Consider the following 21,397-nt stretch of genomic DNA (forward strand, 5'->3'; position numbering starts at 1 on the left):
GGGGCGCCTTGCGCGCCCCGTCGATTGTTAAGAGTTGAAACCTAGATCGCTTTCAGCGTGCCTTTAGGCAGGGTGGCCGCGATGGCACCCTTCTGAAACTTCATTTCGACGGTGTCGGACACTTCCAGCACCACGAAATCGTCGCTGACCTTGGTGATCTTGCCGGCGATACCGCCGGTGGTGACCACTTCGTCGCCCTTGGCCAGGCTGCCCAGCAGGTTCTTCTGCTCCTTGGCGCGCTTGGCCTGTGGACGCCAGATCATCAGGTAGAAGATGACCAGGAAGCCGACCAGGAAGATCCATTCGAAACCACCGCCCATCGGGCCGGCAGCAGCGGCCGGTGCGGCACCGTCCGCGAACGCGTTAGAGATGAAAAAGCTCATTTAGCACTCCAGTTGCAAGAATTCAGTTCTGAAAAGTCAGTCCAAAGGCGGTACGGGAAGCCCGCGTTTGGCGTAGAAGGCATCGACAAAGGCGGCCAATGTACCCTGTTGAATAGCCTCGCGCAAACCAGCCATCAGGCGCTGGTAATGGCGCAAATTGTGGATCGTATTCAACATGCTCCCCAGCATTTCGCCGCACTTGTCCAAATGATGCAGATAAGCACGGGAGAAGTTCTGGCAGGTGTAGCAATCGCAGGTCGGATCCAGCGGCGATTCATCATGGCGATGGAACGCGTTGCGGATCTTCAGCACGCCGGTATCGATGAACAGGTGCCCATTGCGGGCATTACGGGTCGGCATCACGCAATCGAACATGTCCACCCCGCGGCGCACACCCTCTACGAGATCTTCTGGCTTGCCAACGCCCATAAGGTAACGAGGTTTGTCAGCAGGCATCAGGCCGGGCAGGTAATCCAGCACCTTGATCATCTCGTGCTTGGGCTCGCCCACCGACAGGCCGCCGATGGCCAGGCCGTCGAAGCCGATCTGGTCGAGACCTTCGAGGGAGCGCTTGCGCAGGTTCTCGTACATGCCGCCCTGGACGATGCCGAACAGCGCGGCGCTGTTGTCGCCGTGGGCATTTTTCGAGCGCTGGGCCCAGCGCAGCGACAGCTCCATGGACACCCGGGCGACGTCTTCGTCAGCCGGGTACGGGGTGCACTCGTCGAAAATCATCACGATGTCCGAGCCCAGGTCGCGCTGGACCTGCATCGACTCTTCCGGGCCCATGAACACCTTGGCGCCGTCGACCGGCGAGGCGAAGGTCACGCCCTCCTCCTTGATCTTGCGCATGGCGCCCAGGCTGAACACCTGGAAACCGCCGGAATCGGTGAGGATCGGGCCTTTCCACTGCATGAAATCGTGCAGGTCGCCGTGTTCCTTGATCACCTCGGTGCCGGGACGCAGCCACAGGTGGAAGGTATTGCCGAGGATGATCTCGGCGCCGGTGGCGACGATATCCCGTGGCAGCATGCCCTTGACCGTGCCGTAGGTGCCCACCGGCATGAAGGCCGGGGTTTCGACGGTACCGCGGGGGAAGGTCAGGCGACCGCGACGCGCCTTGCCATCGGTGGCAAGCAGCTCGAACGACATACGACAGGTGCGACTCATGCTTGGTCCTCTGGGGCCCGATCCTTGGGTGCGGCAGGCGCCGGGTTGCGGGTGATGAACATCGCATCACCGTAGCTGAAGAAGCGGTAGCCGTTGTCCACGGCGGCCTTGTAGGCGGCCATGGTCTCGGGGTAACCGGCGAAGGCCGAAACCAGCATCAGCAGCGTGGATTCGGGCAGGTGGAAATTGGTGACCAGGGCGTCGACCACATGGAACGGACGGCCCGGGAAGATAAAGATGTCGGTGTCGCCACTGAAGGGCTTGAGCACGCCATCGCGGGCGGCGCTTTCCAGCGAACGGACGCTGGTGGTGCCGACGGCGATCACCCGGCCGCCGCGTGCGCGGCAGGCAGCGACGGCGTCGACCACATCCTGGCTGACTTCCAGCCATTCGTGGTGCATGTGGTGGTCTTCGAGACGTTCCACACGAACTGGCTGGAAGGTTCCGGCGCCGACGTGCAGGGTGACGAAAGCGCTTTCGACGCCCTTGGCGGCAATGGCATCGAGCAGCGGCTGATCGAAATGCAGCCCGGCGGTGGGCGCGGCCACGGCGCCGAGGCGCTCGGCGTAGACGGTCTGATAGCGCTCGCGGTCGGCGCCTTCATCGGGACGATCTATATAAGGAGGCAACGGCATATGGCCGACGCGTTCCAGCAGCGGCAGCACTTCCTCGGCGAAGCCCAGTTCGAAGAGCGTGTCGTGGCGGGCGAGCATCTCGGCTTCGCCGCCGCCGTCGATAAGGATCTTCGAACCGGGTTTCGGCGACTTGCTGGAGCGCACATGGGCCAGCACGCGGTGGGTATCGAGGACCCGTTCCACGAGGATTTCCAGCTTGCCGCCGGAGGCTTTCTGGCCGAACAGGCGGGCGGGAATGACCCGGGTATTGTTGAACACCATCAGATCGCCCGGGCGTAAATGCTCAAGCAAATCAGTGAATTGACGGTGTGCGAGCGCACCGCTGGGGCCGTCGAGGGTCAGCAGGCGACTGAGGCGTCGCTCGGCCAGGGGATGGCGAGCGATCAGGGAATCGGGGAGCTCGAAAGTAAAGTCAGCGACGCGCATGATGGGGTTCGTTCAGCAGGGCCGGGAAGTTTAGCGGAAATCGTAAAAATTGACCACGAAAGCCGATTGACCAACGGTAAACACGTCTCTATACTTCGCCGCCATTGAGCCCTGATGGCGGAATTGGTAGACGCGGCGGATTCAAAATCCGTTTTCGAAAGGAGTGGGAGTTCGAGTCTCCCTCGGGGCACCACATAGCAGTATCTGAGAGTCTCTACCAGCCTCTCAGCCCCAACGAAACCGGCCACTTGGCCGGTTTTTTTGTGCCTGTCTGTCTATCCCTGTCTCCCCTTATCCGTTGTATCCCTGTATCCCTGCTTGTATCCTGAGAAAAATACCGAACTTTGGGATACAAGGATGAAGCGCGCAGACATCAAGCGCCGCCCTCTCGCAGACACAACACTTGCGGGGCTGGAGCCGGAATCAAAGGAATACCGGGAGCTGGACGGAAACGGCCTCTACTTCAGGGTCAAACCTGATGGTGGTAAATCCTGGCAGCTCCGCTACAAACGTCCGGCAGGCAATTGGGCTTGGATGGGGCTCGGGGGCTACCCAGAGGTAAGTGGTGCGTTGGCTCGGGACAAAGCTACCGATCTACGCAAAGTAGTGAGTAGCGGTGCCGACCCCCTTGAACAAAAGCGATCCGCGAAAGCTGCTATCGATGCGGCCAAAAACCGAACCTTTCGAGCTGCTGCTGATGCCTGGCTAAAAGCGAAAGAAGAAAAGGGTCTTGCCCCTTCTACACTCAATAAGATCCGGACGTACCTCGACAAGGACATCCTCCCAGCATTGGGGGACAAACCTCTTGACGAAATTACCCGCACAGATTGCGCAGATCTCCAAGCGTCCATAGAAGCGAGAGACGCTCACAACGTAGCGGAAAAATGTCGCACTTGGATCAATCAGATCTTCGGCCGGGCCATTGGATCAGGCTTGACCGAAAACGACCCGGGAAGCCGTCTTCGGGATATCGCCGCCCAGGCACCAAAAACTCAACAGCATCCTCATTTGCTGGAACCTGAACTTGGCGACTTTCTGACCGCGCTGAAAAACACCCCCAGCAGACTGACGGCTCGAACTGCAGCATGGCTTTGCATATGGACGGCATCTAGACCGGGAATGGTTCGCTTAGCTGAATGGAAAGAGTTCGACCTTGATAAAGCGATCTGGACGACACCGGCCGCTAAGATGAAGATGCGCAGGGATTTCGTGTGCCCACTACCTAAGCAGGCGCTATCCGCTCTAAAAGAACTCCAGTGTCTCACCGGGCGCAGTCGATGGCTGTTCCCCGGAGTCGGCGCTAAGAACCCGACTATTAGTGAAAACACCATCAACAAAGTCTTTGCGACGGTTGGTTACAAGGGTCGATTGGTCGGCCATGGCACCCGCCACACCGCTAGCACCCTGCTCAGGGAACATGGTTGGCCGAAGGAGCATGTTGAAGCACAGCTTGCTCATAAAGAAGAGGGAATCTCCGGGGTGTACAACAAGGCGCAATATCTAGAGCAGCGAGTAAAGATGATGCAGTGGTATGCGGATCACCTCGATGCGCTAGCAAGCGGAAAGGTTATTAAAGAGCAGTTCGGAAAAGCGGTATGAACACGCCCATCCAACCCCCCTCCAAAATCCATGTTACGGGCGTTACTCGTGTAACGACCGCCTACAACTTACTGAATTTATTGATTTTTTCACTCGTTACACGTTTAAGCAGTCTTCCGTACACCCCATGTAACGCCGCTCAAAGGTGTAACGAAAAAGCGAACCCATATCTGCTGCGGGCAGACCTTTTGCGCAAGCGTCCATTAAGCGTTTGTCGCTGGATAAGATTGCAAAACACAGGGCGCGGGATTGAGCCAAATGCTATGGACCAAAGCCTATGTCCAAGAACGTAAGCGAGATAGGCGAAGGTACTCATTGGCCAAACTCATCGACCGGTCTGATCGAATACTTGTCTGCACAGCCGCTCTATGACCTTTGCCGTGACCAAATCCTGCATGCGTGTCAACTGATCGACCAATGCTGTCTGCGTATCCATACGGGCGCCCTCGACGGCGCTCTCGACACCATGTGCATTAAGGTGACGCAGCACGAGGAAACAATTTCGGAAGACGCCATGTCAGCCCCTCCTGAATACCTGGCCGGCTCTGTTCGCCAATATGGTCAGTGCGACGTCGCCACAGACGATCAGGCACACGCGGCGTACATCATGGCCTGCGCGGTCAAAGCCCTGGAGGTTTTGAATTGTTGGATGCGCGATGTCGAGCAGAGCGCCCTGCCCAAGGGGATCCCTATGCCCGACTGGCCGTGGGACTTCTATTGCGAGTACGTGGAGCGCCAGGTTAACGAGGATGACCGCATTGATGCGCTGGAACTGTACGTTGTTCACTTGGAACCGATCACAATTTTGCCTGCGTTACGTCGCGACGAATTGAGGCCTCTAGCCCTCAGCGCAATCAGAGAAGCGACCCGGCGAAAGGGCGGCCTTTATAGCGGCCAAGACCGGAACAAGGAGATGAGTGATCGCGACGTAGCTCTCGTCAAAAAGGCTCGAGCTCTCCTGCGCAACGGCACGCCACAACGATCTGTAACCACGGCAGTGCACCGTTGGTTTGAACAACAAGTCGCCAAGCCACCCAAGCAACGACCCAAGTGGATTGCTCTCGAAATCGATAAAGCACTGTCCCGCAAACGCGTAGAAGCCATCCTCAAACAACACAATGTGCTGTTCACCTGAAATTTCAAATGGAACTGAACTCCTTTTGAAATTTCAACGCCTAGATCATTGCTCTCGTCAGTCCAAACCTATCGAGAGCAATACCTATGAACACCTCTGTCACCGATTTTTCCCGCAAGGCGCCTGCCAATCCCCCTTCACTTTTTGATGCCGCTTCGACCCTGATCCGCATGCGCGAGGTGGAGGGCATCGTGGGCATGAAGCGCTCCACAATCTATAAGCTCATGCAGCGCACCGATTGTGGCTTTCCCCAACCCGTCAAATTGAGCAACAGCAACGCCCGCGGCGCCCCTGTCGCTTGGGTTTTGTCTGAAGTACAGGCATGGGCACGCAGCCGTATCGAGGCGCGTGATCAGGTGGCCGCATGAACCTCAAGATTGCCAACAAAGCCCTGATGCATCCTTTCTCGGTGCTACGCCGTATCGGTTTTTCATCTCGCCTCATGCAACGCCTTGAGCGCTACCGCAGCCAGCAAGAAAAACAAGGTCGCGTGGTCAGCGTACTCAGTTGGGCCGACGGCACCTGGTGCGCCCTCTCCCTCCACTGCGAAAAGACCGGCGCCGTGATCGTCGACGAAGGCCAGCAAATGCAAGCCTACGAAGACGCTCGCTCGATGCTCAGCGGTGGATTCCTGCCCCTTCTCTCCCTGCGCTGGGAAGCCCATGCCTGAAACGAAAACGCCTCCGGGGGCAATCCGGAGGCGTTGAGGTAAATCTACATGCACGAACAATTTATGCCGCACCTGAAAAATCCGCAAGCCATCAGCGCAGTTGCACTTTCGAAAAACGGACGTTACTCTCTGGCCGTCGCTGCAAAATCAGCGACCGGGTTTGGCGACCCGAGCTCATACAGGCGCACAGGCGCCCTCCATTACGATTGCAGGCGCTTTTTTTGTGCCCGCATTCCTGTTTTATGGTGGCTGTGCGTGGGAGACCTTCGGGTCTGCCGGGGTCCTGTATGCCCGGTTCGCCAACCCGCGCACAGCTGCCACCCAATTCGTTTGGCGACGATCAGTGGCAGCTCCCCACATACAGGAGCTACACATGCACGCCCTCAATCCGTCCAAAATTCGCGCCGCTGCACACCGTGCAATGGCTCTCGCCGCTCTACACGCCAACTCCAGCCTCGCTACACGCCTCTCCCGCTACAACGCTCACATGGCCAAAGCCCGCGCACTCGAAACCGCAGGCGGTGCCCAATGAACAACGCCCTGAGTTTTGCCCTGCCCGAAGATCTGCTCTGCGTTAACCCAACAGCAGAAGCCGGTGTGCCCATCGACGCCATCACCTGCGCCATTGACCGTGCCGACTCAGTACTGACGTTGCTTGAAGACCACTTCGAAAGCGAATCCTCGCGCCTTGCCAATCACGTCATCGCTGCCGTCCTTTGGGACGTGCGCGGCACCCTTGGTTTGATCAAGACGCTCGCCATGCACGGCGATAGCACCTCGACGCCTGCGGTGCAGAAAGGCGGTGCGCTATGAGCAAATCCACCACGCTGGGTCACGCCACATTTACTCGTGTGAATGCCACCGATTTAAAGTTGTTCCGGGTTAATGCCGGAGTACCGGTCGAAGACGCACTGGAGATGGTTTCCCTGCTGCAGCATCACGCCAACCAGCTCAACTTCGACGCCGCCATGAGCGACAGCGGCGAGCGTTTCAGTTGGCCTGCGCTGTATCTGGGCGAGATGGCCAAAGCTCTGATTGATGACATCAACGACGCTCTGTTTCTGCCGAGGGCTGACACATGAGCCAACGCCCGAACACCACCGCAAAACGTCCGAGCTTTGCCGATGTGAAAGCCGCCGCGTTGAAAGACATTGATCGTGTCCTGTCGCATTGGCTGCCCAACGGCAAGCGCGTGGACGGCGGCAAGGAATACACCGCCCCGAACCCGACCCGCAGCGACAAGCGTGCCGGTTCGCTCAAGGTCAATTTGAGCAAGGGCACGTGGGCCGACTTCGCCACCGGCGACAAGGGTGGGGACCTGATCGATCTGGTGCGCTATCTGGACGGCGGCACTGACGTTGATGCCTGCAACAAGCTGGCTGACTTGCTGAACGTTTCGCCCGGTGCCGCAGAGGTGAAGGCAACGCCCGGCAAGGTCAAAGCACCGCAGTGGAACGCCATCCAGCCGATCCCGGCCGAGGCCTTGAACAAGTGCCCGACCAAGCACCGCGAACACGGTGTGCCGTCCAAGGTGTGGATCTACCGTGATGCGCAGGGCCAGCCACTCATGGCGCTCTACCGCTTCGACCTCGGCCCCGATGAAGACGGCAAGCCGAAGAAGGTCTTTGCGCCACTGACGTGGTGTCAGCGCGCCGATGGCCAAACCAAGCAATGGCGCTGGCAGGGCCTGCCGGATCCGCGCCCTGTGCTGCGCCTTGACGAACTGTCCCTGCGCGGCGACGTACCGGTAGTTCTCTGCGAAGGCGAAAAAGCCGCCGATGCCGCCGCCGAACTGTTGCCCGACTACGTGGCCACCTGCTGGCCGAACGGCTCCAACTCCTGGCACAAAGCCGACCTGACACCGCTCAAGGGCCGCGACGTGCTGTTGTGGCCAGACAACGACGACAGCGGCAAAGTCTGCATGAAAGCTGTCGCCGACAAGCTGCGCGAAATCGGCGCCGCCTCGGTCCGGGTCATTGCGCTGGATGTGTTCAAACGCAAGCCCACGCTGAAGAACGAACGCGCCGCTTTCGCCAAAGGTGGTCAATGGGACGACGGCGACGACGCAGCCGATGCGCTCGCCAAAGGCTGGACAGCGGCCCACTTCGCCGAGTTGGAAAACAGTGGTGAACTGTTCGGTTTGGCTGTCGAAAAGCCGGAGCCTGAGCAGGCTGAAACCAAGCCGGAACCGAAGACGAAAGCACCGGCCAAGCGTCCCGCAAAATCGAAAAATGACCTAATGCCCGGTGGCTTCCGCCTGACACACGAAGGCGTGTTTTATGCGGGCGACGACGGCGAGGCCCGCCCGGTGTGTTCACCACTAGCGATCCTAGCCCGTACCCGTGACGAGAAGGGCCACAACTGGGGGCTGTTGGTCGAATTCGACGACCCAGATGGCACCAAGAAGCGCTGGAACATCCCGGCGCGCACCATGACCGGCGACTTTGGCAAGGACGTTCTCGGACCATTGGTGGACATGGGGCTGCGCCTCGCCGGGAGCCGTTCGGGACGCAATGCACGCAACGACCTGCAGAGTTACCTCGGCGGCTTCGACAGCGCGCAACGTGCGCGACTGGTCACTCGCTTGGGCTGGCACGACAGCGCCTTTCTGCTGCCCGAGCAGCAGGTTGGCGCGCACAGCGAACACCTGCACTTCTACGAAGCCGGTGCGCAGCTTCCGCCGATCAGCGAAGCGGGAACACTCGAACAGTGGCAACAGCAGATCGGCACGCTGTGTGTCGGCAACCATCGCTTGGCGTTTGTCGTTGGCGTGGCGTTCGCTGGCCCGCTGCTGCACATGCTCGGCCATGAGTCGGGCGGTTTTCACCTGTATGGCGACAGCTCCGGCGGCAAGACCACTCACCTGCAGGTGGCCGCCTCGATCTACGGCGGACCGCGCTTGGTGCGCTCGTGGCGTTCGACCGACAACGCGCTGGAGTCCATCGCCGCCGCGCACTCCGACGGCCTCCTGGTACTGGACGAAATCGGCATGTGCGATCCGCGCATCATCGGCGAGACGGTGTACATGCTCGGCAACGGCACCGGCAAAGCACGCGCCAATGATCGAGGCCAAGCAGGCCGACAGGTACAGGAATGGCGCTTGCTGTTCCTCTCCACCGGCGAGAAGACATTGGCCCAGCACATGGCCGAAGCCAATAAGGAGCTCAAAGCCGGTATGGAGGTGCGCATGCTCGCCGTTCCGGCCGACGCCAGTAAAGGTCTCGGCATGTTCGACACACTGAACGGCTTTGAAGATGCCGCAGCCCTGTCTGACGCACTCAAGGCGCGGGTGGCGAACTACTACGGCACACCGCTCACCGCGTTCCTGACGGTGCTTTGCGAACCCGGCAAGCGCCATGGTTGGTCGGCCATTCTGCGCCGCACGCTAGAAGGCTTTATCGCCAAATCGCTCCCGGCATCAGCCAGTGGACAGGCACACCGTGCCGCCGCTCGCTTCGGCCTCGCTGCCGCAGCGGGCGAGCTGGCCACCGCAATGGGCATCACTGGCTGGCCTGATGGGACTGCCACCACTGCCGCCCGCGTGTGCCTGAACGCTTGGCTAAACGAACGCGGAGGCGCCGGTAACTTCGAGGGCGATGCGATCTTGGCGCGACTGCGCCAGGTCATTGAGCGCTTTGGCGAAAGCCGCTTCACCCGCTGGGAATCGGCGGCGGCAAAGATCGATGAACACGGCCCACGCACCATCGATCGCCTTGGCTTTCGCAAGACGCTCGAGCACGGAATGGGCGACACCATGCACACCACCAACACCTATTACGTGCTGCCCGAGGCGTGGCGTTCCGAGATCTTCCGGGGCATGAACATTAACGCCGTGAACAAGGAACTGCTGCAGCGCGGCGTGCTGGAGCCGGGCAGCGACGGCAAGGCATCGAGTCTGGTCCGGTTACCCGGTCTTGGCCCGCAACGCTGCTACATCGTGAAGACGATTCCGGGAACAGATGAGAGCGAGGCTCGGGCTGCCTGAGGGCATCTCCGCTAATAGAGGTAACGCCGGCTTATTCCCGGCCTCGCCAGCCGCTCATCCAACCCAAAATCAAATTTCAAAGGAACAACACAGATGAACGTTTTCCAAGCAAACACCGAACAACGCGAACTACTGACCAATGAGCTGAAAAGCAGTGGGACCACAGACGTTGCACAGCCCATTTCGAGCTCCGGTGAAGCGACCGGCTATTGCGAAAAGAAACAGCTGCTGCTGGACGAAATCGAGAGGCTGAAAGTCAGCCGCGACGAGCTCCTGAGTGACGCCGAACAACTGTATACCGAGATGGCTCCGCTGGAAGCGCTATTAGAAGGCGACGAGGTCATGGATGCTGATCGAGCATATGAAATACGGAAACAGTACAACGAACTGAAACTCCCTTACGACTCTCGAAAGCACCACGCCAGCATCGTGAGCAATAAAATTGCTCGACGCGAGAATCTCGCCAATCACGAAACCTTAATGGCGGGTTACACCGAATCGATGGCGAACTGGAAAGCCGACGAGCAAGAACTCAACGAGAAACGGGATAGCCTCAGCGCCCGTTTGGAACAGATCCAGCAACAAGCAGCCGAAGACATGGCGAAAGCCCGGCAAGCCGAAACCGATGCAGCAACCGCCTATGCCCAAGCCGTGGCATGGGGCGACACCGAGGGCGAAAAGAACGCCGACACAGATGCACGGAAGGCTTCGAAAAACCTCGCGACCGCAACCGAGCACAATCGTCGACAACATCTGATCATGACCGCACTGAAGCAGGAGTTGGCTACCGTCGACCAACACATTGCCGAGGCTCAAAAGGAACACAACGCCATCGAAAGAAGAGCCCTGCTTCTGGCGCAGATGGTTTTGGAGGAGCAGTGGAACGAGAGAGCTCAAGCGCTGCTGGACATGGGAGGAAAGCTTTGGGCCGCCTATCGCCTGATTGACCGCGATCAAATCGGCCTCATGAAATTGATTCTCCCTGAACAGGGTGAAAATTTCAGCAACTGGAGTAGCAGTGATTTAGCGGAGCGTTCCTACAAGTACACCGTGCGAGACGTTCTCTCGTTGTAACGCGCCGCGACACCTGAAAGAGCCCGCGCAGGCGGGCTGTTTACCCGGAACACTTCTCACGCTAAAAATCAAAGGTCGTTCTCGGCCGATTCTGTTGAAAACAGTCGACCCAGGCCGACTGTCCGCGCATTGAACGGTGAAAACGCCATTTTTGCACGCGGCTACGTAAAATCTGAGTCCTGAACCCTCTGCTCAAAACACAGATTTCAATCTCAGACGCGTACCTTTCTGCCGTGGAAACCGAAGCCGACTTTTTCAACAGAATTGGCCAATAGCTGCCGTTCGCGAGTGCCCCCAATCGAGCCTAAGCGGTCGCTCGGCAAGGACTGCTTTCGGCCAGAAGCGGTCGGTGGACAGATCAATTTTAGCCCTTGGTGACGGGGAGAAAGCGCGCCTATCAAATCATGGGCGATTCACAGTAGAGAGTAAATATCGGCCAGTCCCAGCGAGCGACTTAAGCGCATTGTTAAATCATATGCAGTATTCAATAAAGACTAAATGCTGAAGGGAACTGTTGCTGAAGTTGCACACGATTCGACTCATAAATTTCTTTGACTTTTTGACTGCTTTTGGTGGCTGATTGTTTTGAGCAGGTTGGGCACCACTCTCCACGTAAAATACGTGCTGCACTAAGCGAAAACCCATGCTTGGATCTGCATTGCCACCTCAATGATTTTATTGAGCTTAAATATTCAATCGAAAGGCATTCTGCGTCATATAGCTTTGCGATAGCTTGCATCTCAAAAATAGTTTTATTTCGATTAAATATGGGCTCCCCGCTTGTACGCAGTAGACCAATAAAATGGCGCTCTGATATTTTTGCCTTCTCTAACGCAACTTCTGCCAAGATTACCATCTTAGGCCTCATGCCGTTGTCCAGAACATCTTTAAACCAACTGTAGAGTTGTTTCTCCTCTTTCTCGTATAGTTTCTTCGTTGCATTTGAATGGTGTTGGTTATAACGAACAACTGGGTTTTCGGTCATGCCTACATAGCGCGCATGCATTGACGACGGATCAACAAGGGCATAGATATACGCCAAGCATGAGGGGTAAGTATTGACTTCGTAGAGATATTCAACTGGCATTGGTAGTTAGGTCTAAGCTTGGTTAAAGCGACATGCTTATGGGCACATTACTAACTGATCAGCATAATGTCCATGGCCTGCTTTTGGCCGATTGTTGCCTGTCGCGACCGGCTGAAACCGGCCAAAAGTGGACATTCAAAAGCGAAATCAATTCATTAGTGAGTGCGACTCAGCCGAGTCCTTTACAAAATGTACGTTCGAGAGAGTGGTCGCAGAAGAATGAGCGTCGCAGTGGCCCCCATTCCTCTGTTAAGCAAGTCCGCCTGAATGAACTGGCCTCAGATAAAGATAGTACCGCGTAAGTACAGCGCGCCGTGGCCGCTGATAATGACTCGGTCGCTGTCCAGGACTTCACAGTGCAGTTGACCCTTGCGCGTCCCACCTTGTTCTGCACTCAGGCTGCGCTTGCCTAAGCGCTTGGCCCAATAGGGCGCCAGAGAGGTGTGGGCCGAGCCGGTAACCGGGTCTTCATTCACGCCCACCCGAGGGCCGAACCAGCGAGAAACAAAGTCGAAGTGACGACTCGGCGCGGTAACCGCGACACCGCGCACGTCGAACGCGGCCAGCGCAGTAAAGTTGGGATTGAGGCCGGCGATGATGGCATCATCCTCGACCACTACCACGTAATCATCTGTGCGATAAAGCGCATCGATCCGTTCCAGGCCCAAGGCTTGCAAAAGGCCTGGCGGGACAGCTACGAGTTCAGGCTGCTTGGCCGGGAAGTCCATGGCCAGGCGTCCACATTCACGGCGTACCCGCAATTCACCACTGCGAGTGGAAAAGCGCAGTATGTCGCGGTTTTCACCAAGCTGTTCGAACAGCACCCAGGCAGCTGCCAAGGTGGCATGGCCACACAGGTCGACTTCCACCGTGGGAGTAAACCAGCGCAACTCGAACACCTCACCGTTACGCACAACATAGGCAGTCTCGGACAGGTTGTTCTCTGCGGCGATTTGTTGCAGCGTCGCATCAGGCAACCAAGCCTGCAGCGGACAAACCGCCGCTGGGTTGCCACCGAAAGACTCAGAAGAAAAAGCGTCTACCTGGAAAATATCGAGTTGCATGTTGATCATTCCTGCCCGCTTGCGTTTTCTGTAGCCCGGATCTGCTCCAGGTAGTTGTAGATTGTGTATCGGGTTACTCCGAGCGCGGCAGCGGCTTTTTCAATCCCACCTTTGACGATGAATATCCCGCGATCCTGCATTTGCCGTACAGCCTCAACCTTTTGAGGTTTTTTCATCCCTGCCACACCGCCGGGACAAGCGACCTGAATGATTTCCGCCATCAACTGCTCCATATCTCTTGGCTCATCGGCGCGCGATTCAGGCGCGCCTTCCAGACCTAGAATTCCAGCGAGAACAGCGTGGGCGGCGGCAACACCGCTCAAGTCTGCATTGATACACAGACTGGCGAAAGGTTGCCCGCTGCTGTCGCGATATACCACGGTGGAACTGCGGAGCAGACGGCCGTCAGGCGCGAGTGTCGAATAGTTCTCCACCATTATGGGATCAGAGCTTGAGTGATCTTCCATGGCGCGCCTGACGGCGATGAACCCTAAGTCCTGGCGTGGGCCGCCCAACACTGAACCGCCCACCTTTCTGCCAGTGACATGACCATTGGCGATGGCAAGGATGGATCGCTCCGGGTTGGCTAGGTCATGTAACACGATCTCCGTGTGAGGGCCTACCGCATTACTGAGCATTTTGAGGGTGCTATGAAGCACATTAAGAATCAGCTTCCGCTCGGTTGGTGATACTTCAGAAACCGTCATTGGTGCCTGCAAGTGATTTATCGAAGGTCGAGAAAAATATCAACAATAAGTTTAATTATCAATTTTTTGTTGAATTAATAGAATTTACGAATCGTCCCGCTCGCGTTCCTGACAGGCAGCTTTGGGTCGATTGCTGCCTGATGCAACAGGCAGCTATGGGTCGATTGCTGCCTGATGCAACAGGCAGCTATGGGTCGATTTTAGCCTTTCGCGATAGGCAGAAATCGGCCGACTTCAGCCGGTCATGGCAGGCTGGAGTTGACCGAGGCTGTGTAAAAACATTTTAGAGCAGGCTTGACGGTCAGAACCGGAACGAAAATCGTGCGCCTACACAAATTTTATGTCTGCTGATTAACCAAACGTTGGCAGATTTTACGTAGCAACGCGGGCTTCAAAACGCTGTATGCGTTTTTACACAGCCTGGACCCATAGCCGTCATCCGCACCTGACTATTGGAATCATGCGCCCACGTCATTTATCAGTTCGCGCCAGACATCCCTTGCCTTCTCCTCCGAGGTAAAGACTCTGAGCGAATGCCGTAGCAATAGCCCACGATCAGCATGCGAATCATCAACTCAGGGTCAATCGAAGGACGCCCAATTGGGCTGTAAAAATCGGCGAGGTAATGGCGCAAGTCGCTCAGATCGAGACACCGATCAATGCTACGCAGAAGGTGATTGGCGGGGATGTGGTCTTCAAGGTTGAACGAGTAAAACAGCCGTTCCTGCCCACTCGATAACTGTCCCATCATGCGGTGTGCTTCCCTGCTGGCCAATGCAGAGATTTTGCCGCAGGCCAGACAGGGGAGCTACTTTTTCAACAGAATCGGCCGCAAGCGGCCAGTCACTCGGAAGAGAGCGATTTCGTGGGATCTGGCCGATTGCGTCGTGTAGCGTCGCTCGAGCTAATGGGTAGTCTGATGATCAAAGGCTGTTTCAGTGCATGATGAACTGCGTCGAGACAGCACCGATCTTGATCCAGCAGAACCCGCCAGGGCGATAGTTACTGCACGCTTTTCAGCTTGATTACGTCACCGGAGACTTTGGTGGTGTAGCCGCTCAGGACCCAGGCCCAGAACCAATTTTCCTGCACTTGCGTATTGATCATCGCATCGCCCCCCTTGGCCTCGATTGCAGCGTTCTGGGCGCGGACGAAACGGCTGTTCTGGCGGATCGGAATCACACCGAACAACATCAGGCCAGTGGCGGTTGCTTCGCTGTGACCCACCACGGTGTATTGGCTGCTGTCATAGTGCGGCGAGGTTATCGGGGCTCCGGTGCAACCCGCCAGAATCAGGCCGAAAACACCACCGGCTACAACTTTACTGAGGTACTTCACTGAACAACTCCATGGCAGAAATCCCAGGATCCAATTCCGGGGGGCGACACTCTACCCGCCCTGCTGGCCATTTGAAAACAATCGATTCGAAGCGGGCCAAAGGTCAGAGGCTGCTTCTGGCCGATTGCTGCCCATTTCAAGCACAGCAATCAAGCCAACATCCGCTAACGCCCACGGCGCCCTGCTGGATTAATCGTCTACATTCCCCATAGCGGTCGTATTGAAACCGCCGTCCACGTACAAGATTTCACCGCTGATACCAGATGCTAGGTCGGAGCAAAGGAAGGCACCAGCATTGCCTACCTCTTCGATAGTCACATTCCGGCGCAATGGAGTTTGCGCTTCGTTGGCTGCCAGCATCTTGCGGAAGTTCTTTATACCGGTGGCTGCAAGGGTACGAATGGGGCCTGCCGACACTGCGTTGACCCGAGTACCGTCCGGACCAAGACTACCCGCCAGATAGCGCACACCTGCCTCCAGGCTAGCCTTGGCCATACCCATGACGTTGTAGTTCGGCATAGTTCGCTCTGCGCCCAAGTAGGACAAAGTCAAAAGACTACCGTTACGGCCCTGCATCATTGAGCGACCGGCTTTCGCCAAGGCTACGAAACTGTATGCGCTGATGTCGTGGGCGATGCGGAAGCCGTCACGTGTTGTGACCTCTGTGAAGTCTCCATCCAGTTGGTCACCTGGCGCGAAACCTACAGAATGGACGATGCAATCCAGTACATCCCATTGCAGTCCCAGCTTTTCAAACACGCCAGCGATGTCCTCATCGCTGGCGACATCACAGGGGAAGCACAGCTCAGGGCTTGAACCCCATTCAGTCGCGAACTCTTCCACTCGACTTCTGAGTTTTTCATTCTGGTAGGTGAAGGCAAGCTCGGCGCCCTCGCGATGCATGGCTGACGCGATACCGGAGGCTATTGACAGTTTACTGGCTACACCGACGATCAGAACTCGTTTACCTGTGAGAAAACCCATGTGTAGCTCCTTGATGTCTAAATATCCAATAGTGTGTCGTGCGCATTTAATAGGCTCTAAACAACACCATCTTTTGCGTTTGAAATCCCACCATGACTTAACCGCCGTGACTCGAGGAGCAGCGGACGGGTTGCCGTGCTCTGGTCTTGGCATCCCAAATCAGGGAGCCTCGGAACGCAGAGCGGTGGGCGCTGCAACGCTGATGTGACGCGGGAAACTCTCATGGAGTTACACGCGACGGCAGTTCAACGGGTGAAAGTTCGTCATGAAAGCGGGTTGCGAATAATTCGACGAAGTGAATCGGCTCTGATTTCCTGGGGGCATCCGACTGGCTCCTTTTGGCCGATTTCTGCCCGTTGCGAGAGGCAGAAAGCGACCCATAGTGGCCCTCCGTGAGGGGTAGAAACCGGCCAGAAGCGGTCAAAAACAATCATCCAACAATGTCGTCCCGGTCATCAGCTTCGGAGTGCTTAGCTGCACTCTAGGGCGTATATGCCATGACCCGCGTTGAAGTCGTAGCGTATCCGTTGAAAAGCGAATGCGTGCGCCGCGGTCGCTGTATGGCGCGCTTTTATTCAATCTGTGTCTAACATTCTGCTCTTGATCGCCCTAGCATCGGCCGCTCCGTCCAGGTGCATACGATGAAAGAGATTCCCGGCAACATCGATTTCTCAGGCTTGACGGCCCGTCGACTAGGGCCAAATGACCGTGAGATCATTTGTGTGCACCGTGAAACGATGTTCCTTGAGGCGGGAGGAGACCCATCTAAGTTGCGGGTGATGACTGAGCACTTCCGGCCCTGGTTGCACCAGCGTCTATTCGATGGCCGCTACTACGGTTTTGCGCTGATGGACACAGGGCAGCCTGTGGCGGCGATAGGTATGATGAATATCGACTGGCCACCTCATCCGTCCCATCCGACCTTAGACCAGCGCGGCTATGTGCTAAACGTTTTCGTCGAACCCGTATACCGGCGCCGGGGCCTGGCTTCAACCCTGATGAAGTTGGCTGAAGCCGAGTTTGCCCAACGCGGAATGAATTTTGCCATATTACATGCGACCAAGGCCGGCAAACCGGTGTATGAAGGACTGGGTTGGGCGGCTACCTCTGAGATGGCGAAAACCGTTTCGTGATTTGACTGCCTATCTCAGGAGCCTGGTCGCCGCCCCTTCCAGCCGTTGATGAAAGGCTGCTCTGGGTCGATTCTGTTGAAAAAGTCGGATTTTCATACTGGAAGGCTGCGATGCTGATCGTCTCTTCAGAACCTGAAGACCATGTTGCGTGGCTTTTCGGTTCTACATTGATTGTTGCAGGGTCTGAACTAAATTTCCAATCTACTCGCTATCGATAGGCCGGATCTTTGCAGTTATTAGCGGGGTTGAATGCGGCCTCTGTTCTCTCTTTTCCCCAGATCTTATTGCCGGCAGGCTTGGGGTTATCCGCGTAATAGCGGTTGCGTTCCTCAAAGTAACGATCAATGGCTAATTTTGCCGCATCTACCGAAGAGTAGTCACTATTATGAATGATAGCCCGAGCCATCCCGCTAAACACTGACTCAATAACGTTCAAGAACTGGGCCGAGGCTGGCAATGGTACAAGCTCAATCCGAGGAAAACCGTCTGTCCTGACATTATTTTTTTCAACGAAAGCCAGTAGCTGTTTAGAGAGATGCCAGGAGGCTGCGTCCCAAGAGAGGTAGAGTGCTCTCGCCGTAGAGTATTCGCTTAAAAGTGTTTCGGCCATCCGAATCATCTCGGTCGTGTTCTTCGCCTGAGAGTAGAAATGTGTAACCCTGTTATGCGAAAGTTCAAGGGCTGCGGTTGCGATCAGCCATCCCTTTGACTTCTGCCACTGAGGCACGCTTGGGCTCACGCCAGGCGCGGCAAGAATTTTCCCCGGCTTGGCCTTCACTGCAAATGGCCCGAATTCATCGATAGAGAAGAACAGCTCGTTTTCATCCAACCGAGAAAGAATATCTTGGACGCGCTGGAGTTTCTGTCGGTATTCCGGATCAGTACTGGTGAGCACAACCTTCGCCGACCTCCACCGGAAACCTGTTTTTCGAAGTGCCTCGCGTATGACGTCATCGCTTGCAGTGAAGCCGCGAGTAACGAGGGTATTTTTAAGGTCGATCATTTTCCAGGTCGTTCGGTTATACCCAGAGAGGGACGGTGGCTCATGCAGCAGGCCGTACAAAGCTGCCCTGAAAGCTTCATCGTCTGCCTTGCGAGGCCTTTCCTTTCTGCCGAGAAGGGCATCGAGCCCTCCGGCCTCATACAGCGAGGAACATCTTCTTACCGTAGCTTTAGACAAGCCGAGATGATCGACAATAGCGCTGATGGTGAACCCACTTCTGCGGGCCATTACGGCGAGGACTTTCTTTCGCCGATGGCCTACTAAGCGGTAAATCAAAGACTGCAATGGATCGCTTGACGAAGCGCTACGTTCAAGCTCATAAAGCCACTCCATCCAACGCTGCTGCACTGTGTCGACTTTGACGGGGGAAGGGGTAACAGAGGGACATCTTTGCATTTCCTTCGGGCTGCTTCTGCCTCCGTAGCCGGGGGGGAGTCGAAGGTGAGGATCTTTCGCAGAGTAACCCTGCTCATCCGCTCGCTTGTCGCCACCGAGCGGATTGACTCACCTAGCAACAGCACCCTGTTACGGATTCGCCGCCACTGTGATGGGTTTGAATACACAACGACCTCCTCAAGGTACCTGTGCTGCTGAATATAGCCGTTCTTAGGTCTGATGGCGTCCGTTGAGACCTCCGGTTGAGTACGCTATCTGAAGGGATGGTGGTAATTTCATCCATGAATAGCGCCTAAGGCATTAGCGGTAGGTAGGTTGGGAGCAGTTCAGCCATTTTGAGTCATTCTGGGCCTTTTAGAAGTCTTGAAATGTCTGCTTCGGGCCGACAGCAGACCTTGGGGTCCGCAGTTCCTTAGCCTCTGCCATTTGGCTAGATGCGTTACACCGATTCACATGGGTAACACTGCTCACACAGGACGATCCAAAGCAGTGTTACATTGATTTTATTCTTTAAATTCAAGTAGTTGATCTAAATCGTTACACGAGTAACATGAGTAACACGGCATTTGAGAGGTATCCACCCCCGCTCCCCATAGGCATGAATCCCACCAGCGAGGAGGATCCAGCAGGTGCCAGGCCCCCTGAGTCAATGAGGTACACACGGGGTCAGAAACCCGCGTGATCCTGTTAGCGGAGGATGACCTGCTTAGTGAACTACGGTTCACCAGTGCGATTGCACAATGTGCTGAGATGTCGCGTGGGACCCTGGGCATTTCTGAGAGACACGGGGCAGATAACCCGCCGGATCTCGTTAGTGGCTGGGCTCAAAAGTTAGTTGACTGGTTGACCGAGTTGACCGATCCAATCGTTCACAATCCTGAACGAAACCAAGGACCGTTACAGATCCGGTAAGGATGCCTTTTTCTCTTCAAGATCCTTTCAATTTCAACGTTGAAATTTCAGTAAGCTGATGCGGCTGCCTCTACCACGATCACGCGGGTTTCCGACCCCGTGTGACCCTCAAGTCGTCAGGGTCCCCCGGCATTCTAGTGATCGAGCAACGAAGCAATGATCAACGTTTACTATAGGGGAACCAGGATGAAAGACGTTCGCGCAGGGTCTTAGATCGAACCCTCCACGTCTTGTTGTTAAATACGACAAAAAAATGTGTAACCGGTCCGAGCGTTTCGTTAAACGGAACTCTCACTACGAATCGCTCGAAGGCATTCGGTTCGATCTTCACCGGATCGCCTTCATTGATCATATTGAGAAAATGCCCCCCCTTCGCCAAGCGACAAATCGTGTTCCATCAGCACATTCAACGCCAACGTCCTCTACATAAGCAGGAATAGAGCTGATGTTTCTGACCTTGAATTTATGGCTTTCCAGTAGGGTTAAGCCGTCGTAGGGCCGGTGGTTCTGCTGCGTCATCGCCTGCGTTGCATGAAAATCTTTGATCTCCTCAACATCAACCCTGATGCGAGCCCGCCCTCTCCTGAAATCGATGAATGCCTTGAGCAAGGCTCCAGGCTTAAACGCGCTCAATACACCAACGACGCCCACAGCCGCTAACGCTGACCACCAACTCACTAAGTGTTCAGTAATCCATTCCCACATCTTTATCCCCTCTGCGTAGGTAAGCCGGTGGTCACACAATAGGTGCACGCCAAAACGGTGATGTCGTGAAGCTAGGAAAGGGATGAACCGGGCCTGAGAGCTCGCGCTGAGGTATTCGTGTGCTCCTACCTGTATCCCACGAATACCATCAAGCGATACAAGCCAACGGATGCTGGTATTTTAAAGCTCGGTTCCCCCCCCCCACACCACGCCTGTAGCAATGAACTGCTATCTGCGCAGACTGACTTGGGGCATAGCAAAAGCGACTAACCTCTAGCGTCGCGACCAGGCTCATCCTCTTTTACTCGCCAACGCCAATAACGATCAGGCTTGACCCAAACTACGGTGGATTCAGTCAACTTCCGGAAAGCCGCAAGTACTTCCTTGCCTACTACCTGATTGCCGTCCGCGTTCTCCCTCAACAGGTCCTCACGCCGTGCTTTGACAAGATGATCCACCACGTCATCTTGATAGATACATCCATCCTTATCTATCTGAGCGAGCATCCAATGCGCGACCTCGTTTGCTTCCATTACTGAGCCTTTGGATCTGGGTTGACGAGTTGCAACGAGGCAACTGGGAATCGTCCTTTTTCTAGTTTCTTGCCCGCGAACCATTGGCAATCCACGTCACCTGTAGGTTGTTGAGTGGAGTAGGCTACAACGACTTCCTCGACGGTCATGTCAGGCCCACCCGACTTCAGCTTGACGATAGTGCCCACCTGCATATCTTGATTCTTGCTCATTGCCACTTTCCTTGTATGGAGGGGAGTAATCCCCCTGCGCAGGCTATTTGTAAAAGCGATTCCTGAATCTGGCAAGATGAACCAAAATCCTACCAGCACTCATAATCATGTATCCCTGCCTGTATCCCTAACCATATAATCGAGCTACAAGGCAAGAACCATATGGAGCGCACGAGTCTCCCTCGGGCACCATCTTAAAAAAAGACCTTGAATTTCAAGGTCTTTTTTTTCGCCCACAGAAAAGCG

General features: G+C 56.0%; 21 protein-coding genes, 1 tRNA gene and 1 pseudogene. 10 read left to right on the top strand and 13 right to left on the bottom strand.

What is annotated here, in order from left to right; genetic code table 11:
* Nucleotides 1-41: 41 nt before the first annotated feature.
* Genes yajC through queA form a run of 3 tightly spaced genes read right to left on the bottom strand, consistent with a single transcriptional unit; the run spans nt 42 to nt 2,614 of the window.
* Nucleotides 42-383 (bottom strand): preprotein translocase subunit YajC, encoded by a 342-nt coding sequence (yajC, locus tag PFEN_RS06100; RefSeq protein WP_191486020.1) that lies wholly within the window; start codon nt 381-383, stop codon nt 42-44.
* A 36-nt stretch (nt 384-419) separates the two neighbouring features.
* On the bottom strand, nt 420-1,535 hold the full coding sequence (tgt, locus tag PFEN_RS06105) for a tRNA guanosine(34) transglycosylase Tgt (RefSeq protein WP_191486409.1): 1,116 nt from the start codon (nt 1,533-1,535) through the stop codon (nt 420-422).
* A gap of 14 nt (nt 1,536-1,549) precedes the next feature.
* Nucleotides 1,550-2,614 (bottom strand): tRNA preQ1(34) S-adenosylmethionine ribosyltransferase-isomerase QueA, encoded by a 1,065-nt coding sequence (gene queA / locus PFEN_RS06110; RefSeq protein ID WP_191486021.1) that lies wholly within the window; start codon nt 2,612-2,614, stop codon nt 1,550-1,552.
* 108 nt (nt 2,615-2,722) lie between these two features.
* On the opposite strand from queA, the gene PFEN_RS06115 reads away from it, so the two are divergent.
* The 9 genes from PFEN_RS06115 (at nt 2,723) to PFEN_RS06155 (ending at nt 11,077) form a co-directional block, all read left to right on the top strand.
* A tRNA-Leu gene (locus PFEN_RS06115) sits at nt 2,723-2,807 on the top strand.
* 164 nt (nt 2,808-2,971) lie between these two features.
* Entirely contained in the window at nt 2,972-4,213 is a 1,242-nt protein-coding gene (locus tag PFEN_RS06120; RefSeq protein WP_191486022.1) for a tyrosine-type recombinase/integrase, read from the top strand.
* A 277-nt stretch (nt 4,214-4,490) separates the two neighbouring features.
* Entirely contained in the window at nt 4,491-5,348 is an 858-nt protein-coding gene (locus PFEN_RS06125) for a hypothetical protein (protein ID WP_191486023.1), read from the top strand.
* Nucleotides 5,349-5,434: 86 nt separating this feature from the next.
* Nucleotides 5,435-5,716: a helix-turn-helix transcriptional regulator gene (locus PFEN_RS06130; protein WP_191486024.1), complete on the top strand. Its 282-nt coding sequence runs from the start codon at nt 5,435-5,437 to the stop codon at nt 5,714-5,716.
* On the top strand, nt 5,713-6,018 hold the full coding sequence (locus PFEN_RS06135) for a hypothetical protein (RefSeq protein WP_191486025.1): 306 nt from the start codon (nt 5,713-5,715) through the stop codon (nt 6,016-6,018). Before PFEN_RS06130 ends, PFEN_RS06135 begins: the two co-directional genes overlap by 4 nt.
* A gap of 528 nt (nt 6,019-6,546) precedes the next feature.
* Entirely contained in the window at nt 6,547-6,831 is a 285-nt protein-coding gene (locus tag PFEN_RS06140; protein ID WP_191486026.1) for a hypothetical protein, read from the top strand.
* On the top strand, nt 6,828-7,100 hold the full coding sequence (locus PFEN_RS06145; RefSeq protein WP_191486027.1) for a DUF3077 domain-containing protein: 273 nt from the start codon (nt 6,828-6,830) through the stop codon (nt 7,098-7,100). Before PFEN_RS06140 ends, PFEN_RS06145 begins: the two co-directional genes overlap by 4 nt.
* Nucleotides 7,097-10,003, top strand: a complete 2,907-nt coding sequence (locus PFEN_RS06150; protein WP_191486028.1) for a DUF927 domain-containing protein — start codon at nt 7,097-7,099, stop codon at nt 10,001-10,003. Before PFEN_RS06145 ends, PFEN_RS06150 begins: the two co-directional genes overlap by 4 nt.
* Before the next feature lie 231 nt (nt 10,004-10,234).
* The gene (locus tag PFEN_RS06155; protein WP_191486410.1) at nt 10,235-11,077 is read left to right on the top strand and encodes a chromosome segregation protein SMC; all 843 of its coding nucleotides are present in this window, start codon (nt 10,235-10,237) and stop codon (nt 11,075-11,077) included.
* A 484-nt stretch (nt 11,078-11,561) separates the two neighbouring features.
* On the opposite strand, the gene PFEN_RS06160 is transcribed toward PFEN_RS06155, so the two are convergent.
* The 6 genes and pseudogenes from PFEN_RS06160 to fabI all read right to left on the bottom strand — a co-directional run bounded on the left by PFEN_RS06160 (nt 11,562) and on the right by fabI (nt 16,257).
* Nucleotides 11,562-12,083: a hypothetical protein gene (locus tag PFEN_RS06160; protein ID WP_191486029.1), complete on the bottom strand. Its 522-nt coding sequence runs from the start codon at nt 12,081-12,083 to the stop codon at nt 11,562-11,564.
* Between the two features lie 359 nt (nt 12,084-12,442).
* Complete coding sequence (locus PFEN_RS06165; RefSeq protein WP_191486030.1) at nt 12,443-13,228, bottom strand: PhzF family phenazine biosynthesis protein; 786 nt, start codon at nt 13,226-13,228, stop codon at nt 12,443-12,445.
* Between the two features lie 5 nt (nt 13,229-13,233).
* Nucleotides 13,234-13,935 (bottom strand): transcriptional regulator, encoded by a 702-nt coding sequence (locus tag PFEN_RS06170; protein ID WP_191486031.1) that lies wholly within the window; start codon nt 13,933-13,935, stop codon nt 13,234-13,236.
* Between the two features lie 523 nt (nt 13,936-14,458).
* Nucleotides 14,459-14,686, bottom strand: a pseudogene (locus PFEN_RS06175) (transposase); the annotation flags it as partial.
* 251 nt (nt 14,687-14,937) lie between these two features.
* A complete protein-coding gene (locus PFEN_RS06180) occupies nt 14,938-15,273 on the bottom strand; it encodes a hypothetical protein (protein ID WP_191486032.1) in 336 nt (111 codons plus the stop codon).
* 189 nt (nt 15,274-15,462) lie between these two features.
* The gene (fabI, locus tag PFEN_RS06185) at nt 15,463-16,257 is read right to left on the bottom strand and encodes an enoyl-ACP reductase FabI (RefSeq protein WP_099601333.1); all 795 of its coding nucleotides are present in this window, start codon (nt 16,255-16,257) and stop codon (nt 15,463-15,465) included.
* Between the two features lie 641 nt (nt 16,258-16,898).
* Between fabI and PFEN_RS06190 the strand changes: the two genes are divergently transcribed.
* Nucleotides 16,899-17,390: a GNAT family N-acetyltransferase gene (locus PFEN_RS06190; protein WP_191486033.1), complete on the top strand. Its 492-nt coding sequence runs from the start codon at nt 16,899-16,901 to the stop codon at nt 17,388-17,390.
* A 208-nt stretch (nt 17,391-17,598) separates the two neighbouring features.
* On the opposite strand, the gene PFEN_RS06195 is transcribed toward PFEN_RS06190, so the two are convergent.
* From PFEN_RS06195 to PFEN_RS06210, 4 genes are all read right to left on the bottom strand, one after another.
* Nucleotides 17,599-18,726, bottom strand: coding sequence for an IS630 family transposase (locus tag PFEN_RS06195; protein ID WP_224770907.1), 1,128 nt, complete (start codon nt 18,724-18,726; stop codon nt 17,599-17,601).
* Nucleotides 18,727-20,049: 1,323 nt separating this feature from the next.
* Complete coding sequence (locus PFEN_RS06200; protein ID WP_191486034.1) at nt 20,050-20,406, bottom strand: hypothetical protein; 357 nt, start codon at nt 20,404-20,406, stop codon at nt 20,050-20,052.
* Between the two features lie 266 nt (nt 20,407-20,672).
* Nucleotides 20,673-20,939 (bottom strand): DUF6953 family protein, encoded by a 267-nt coding sequence (locus tag PFEN_RS06205; RefSeq protein WP_191486035.1) that lies wholly within the window; start codon nt 20,937-20,939, stop codon nt 20,673-20,675.
* Nucleotides 20,939-21,151 carry a YodC family protein gene (locus tag PFEN_RS06210; RefSeq protein ID WP_191486036.1) on the bottom strand — a complete coding sequence of 71 codons (213 nt, stop codon included), beginning with the start codon at nt 21,149-21,151 and terminating at the stop codon, nt 20,939-20,941. The genes PFEN_RS06205 and PFEN_RS06210 overlap by 1 nt, the downstream gene beginning before the upstream one ends.
* Between the last annotated feature and the right edge of the window lie 246 nt (nt 21,152-21,397).

This window comes from Pseudomonas sp. FEN, from assembly GCF_904067045.1.
Classification (GTDB): domain Bacteria; phylum Pseudomonadota; class Gammaproteobacteria; order Pseudomonadales; family Pseudomonadaceae; genus Aquipseudomonas.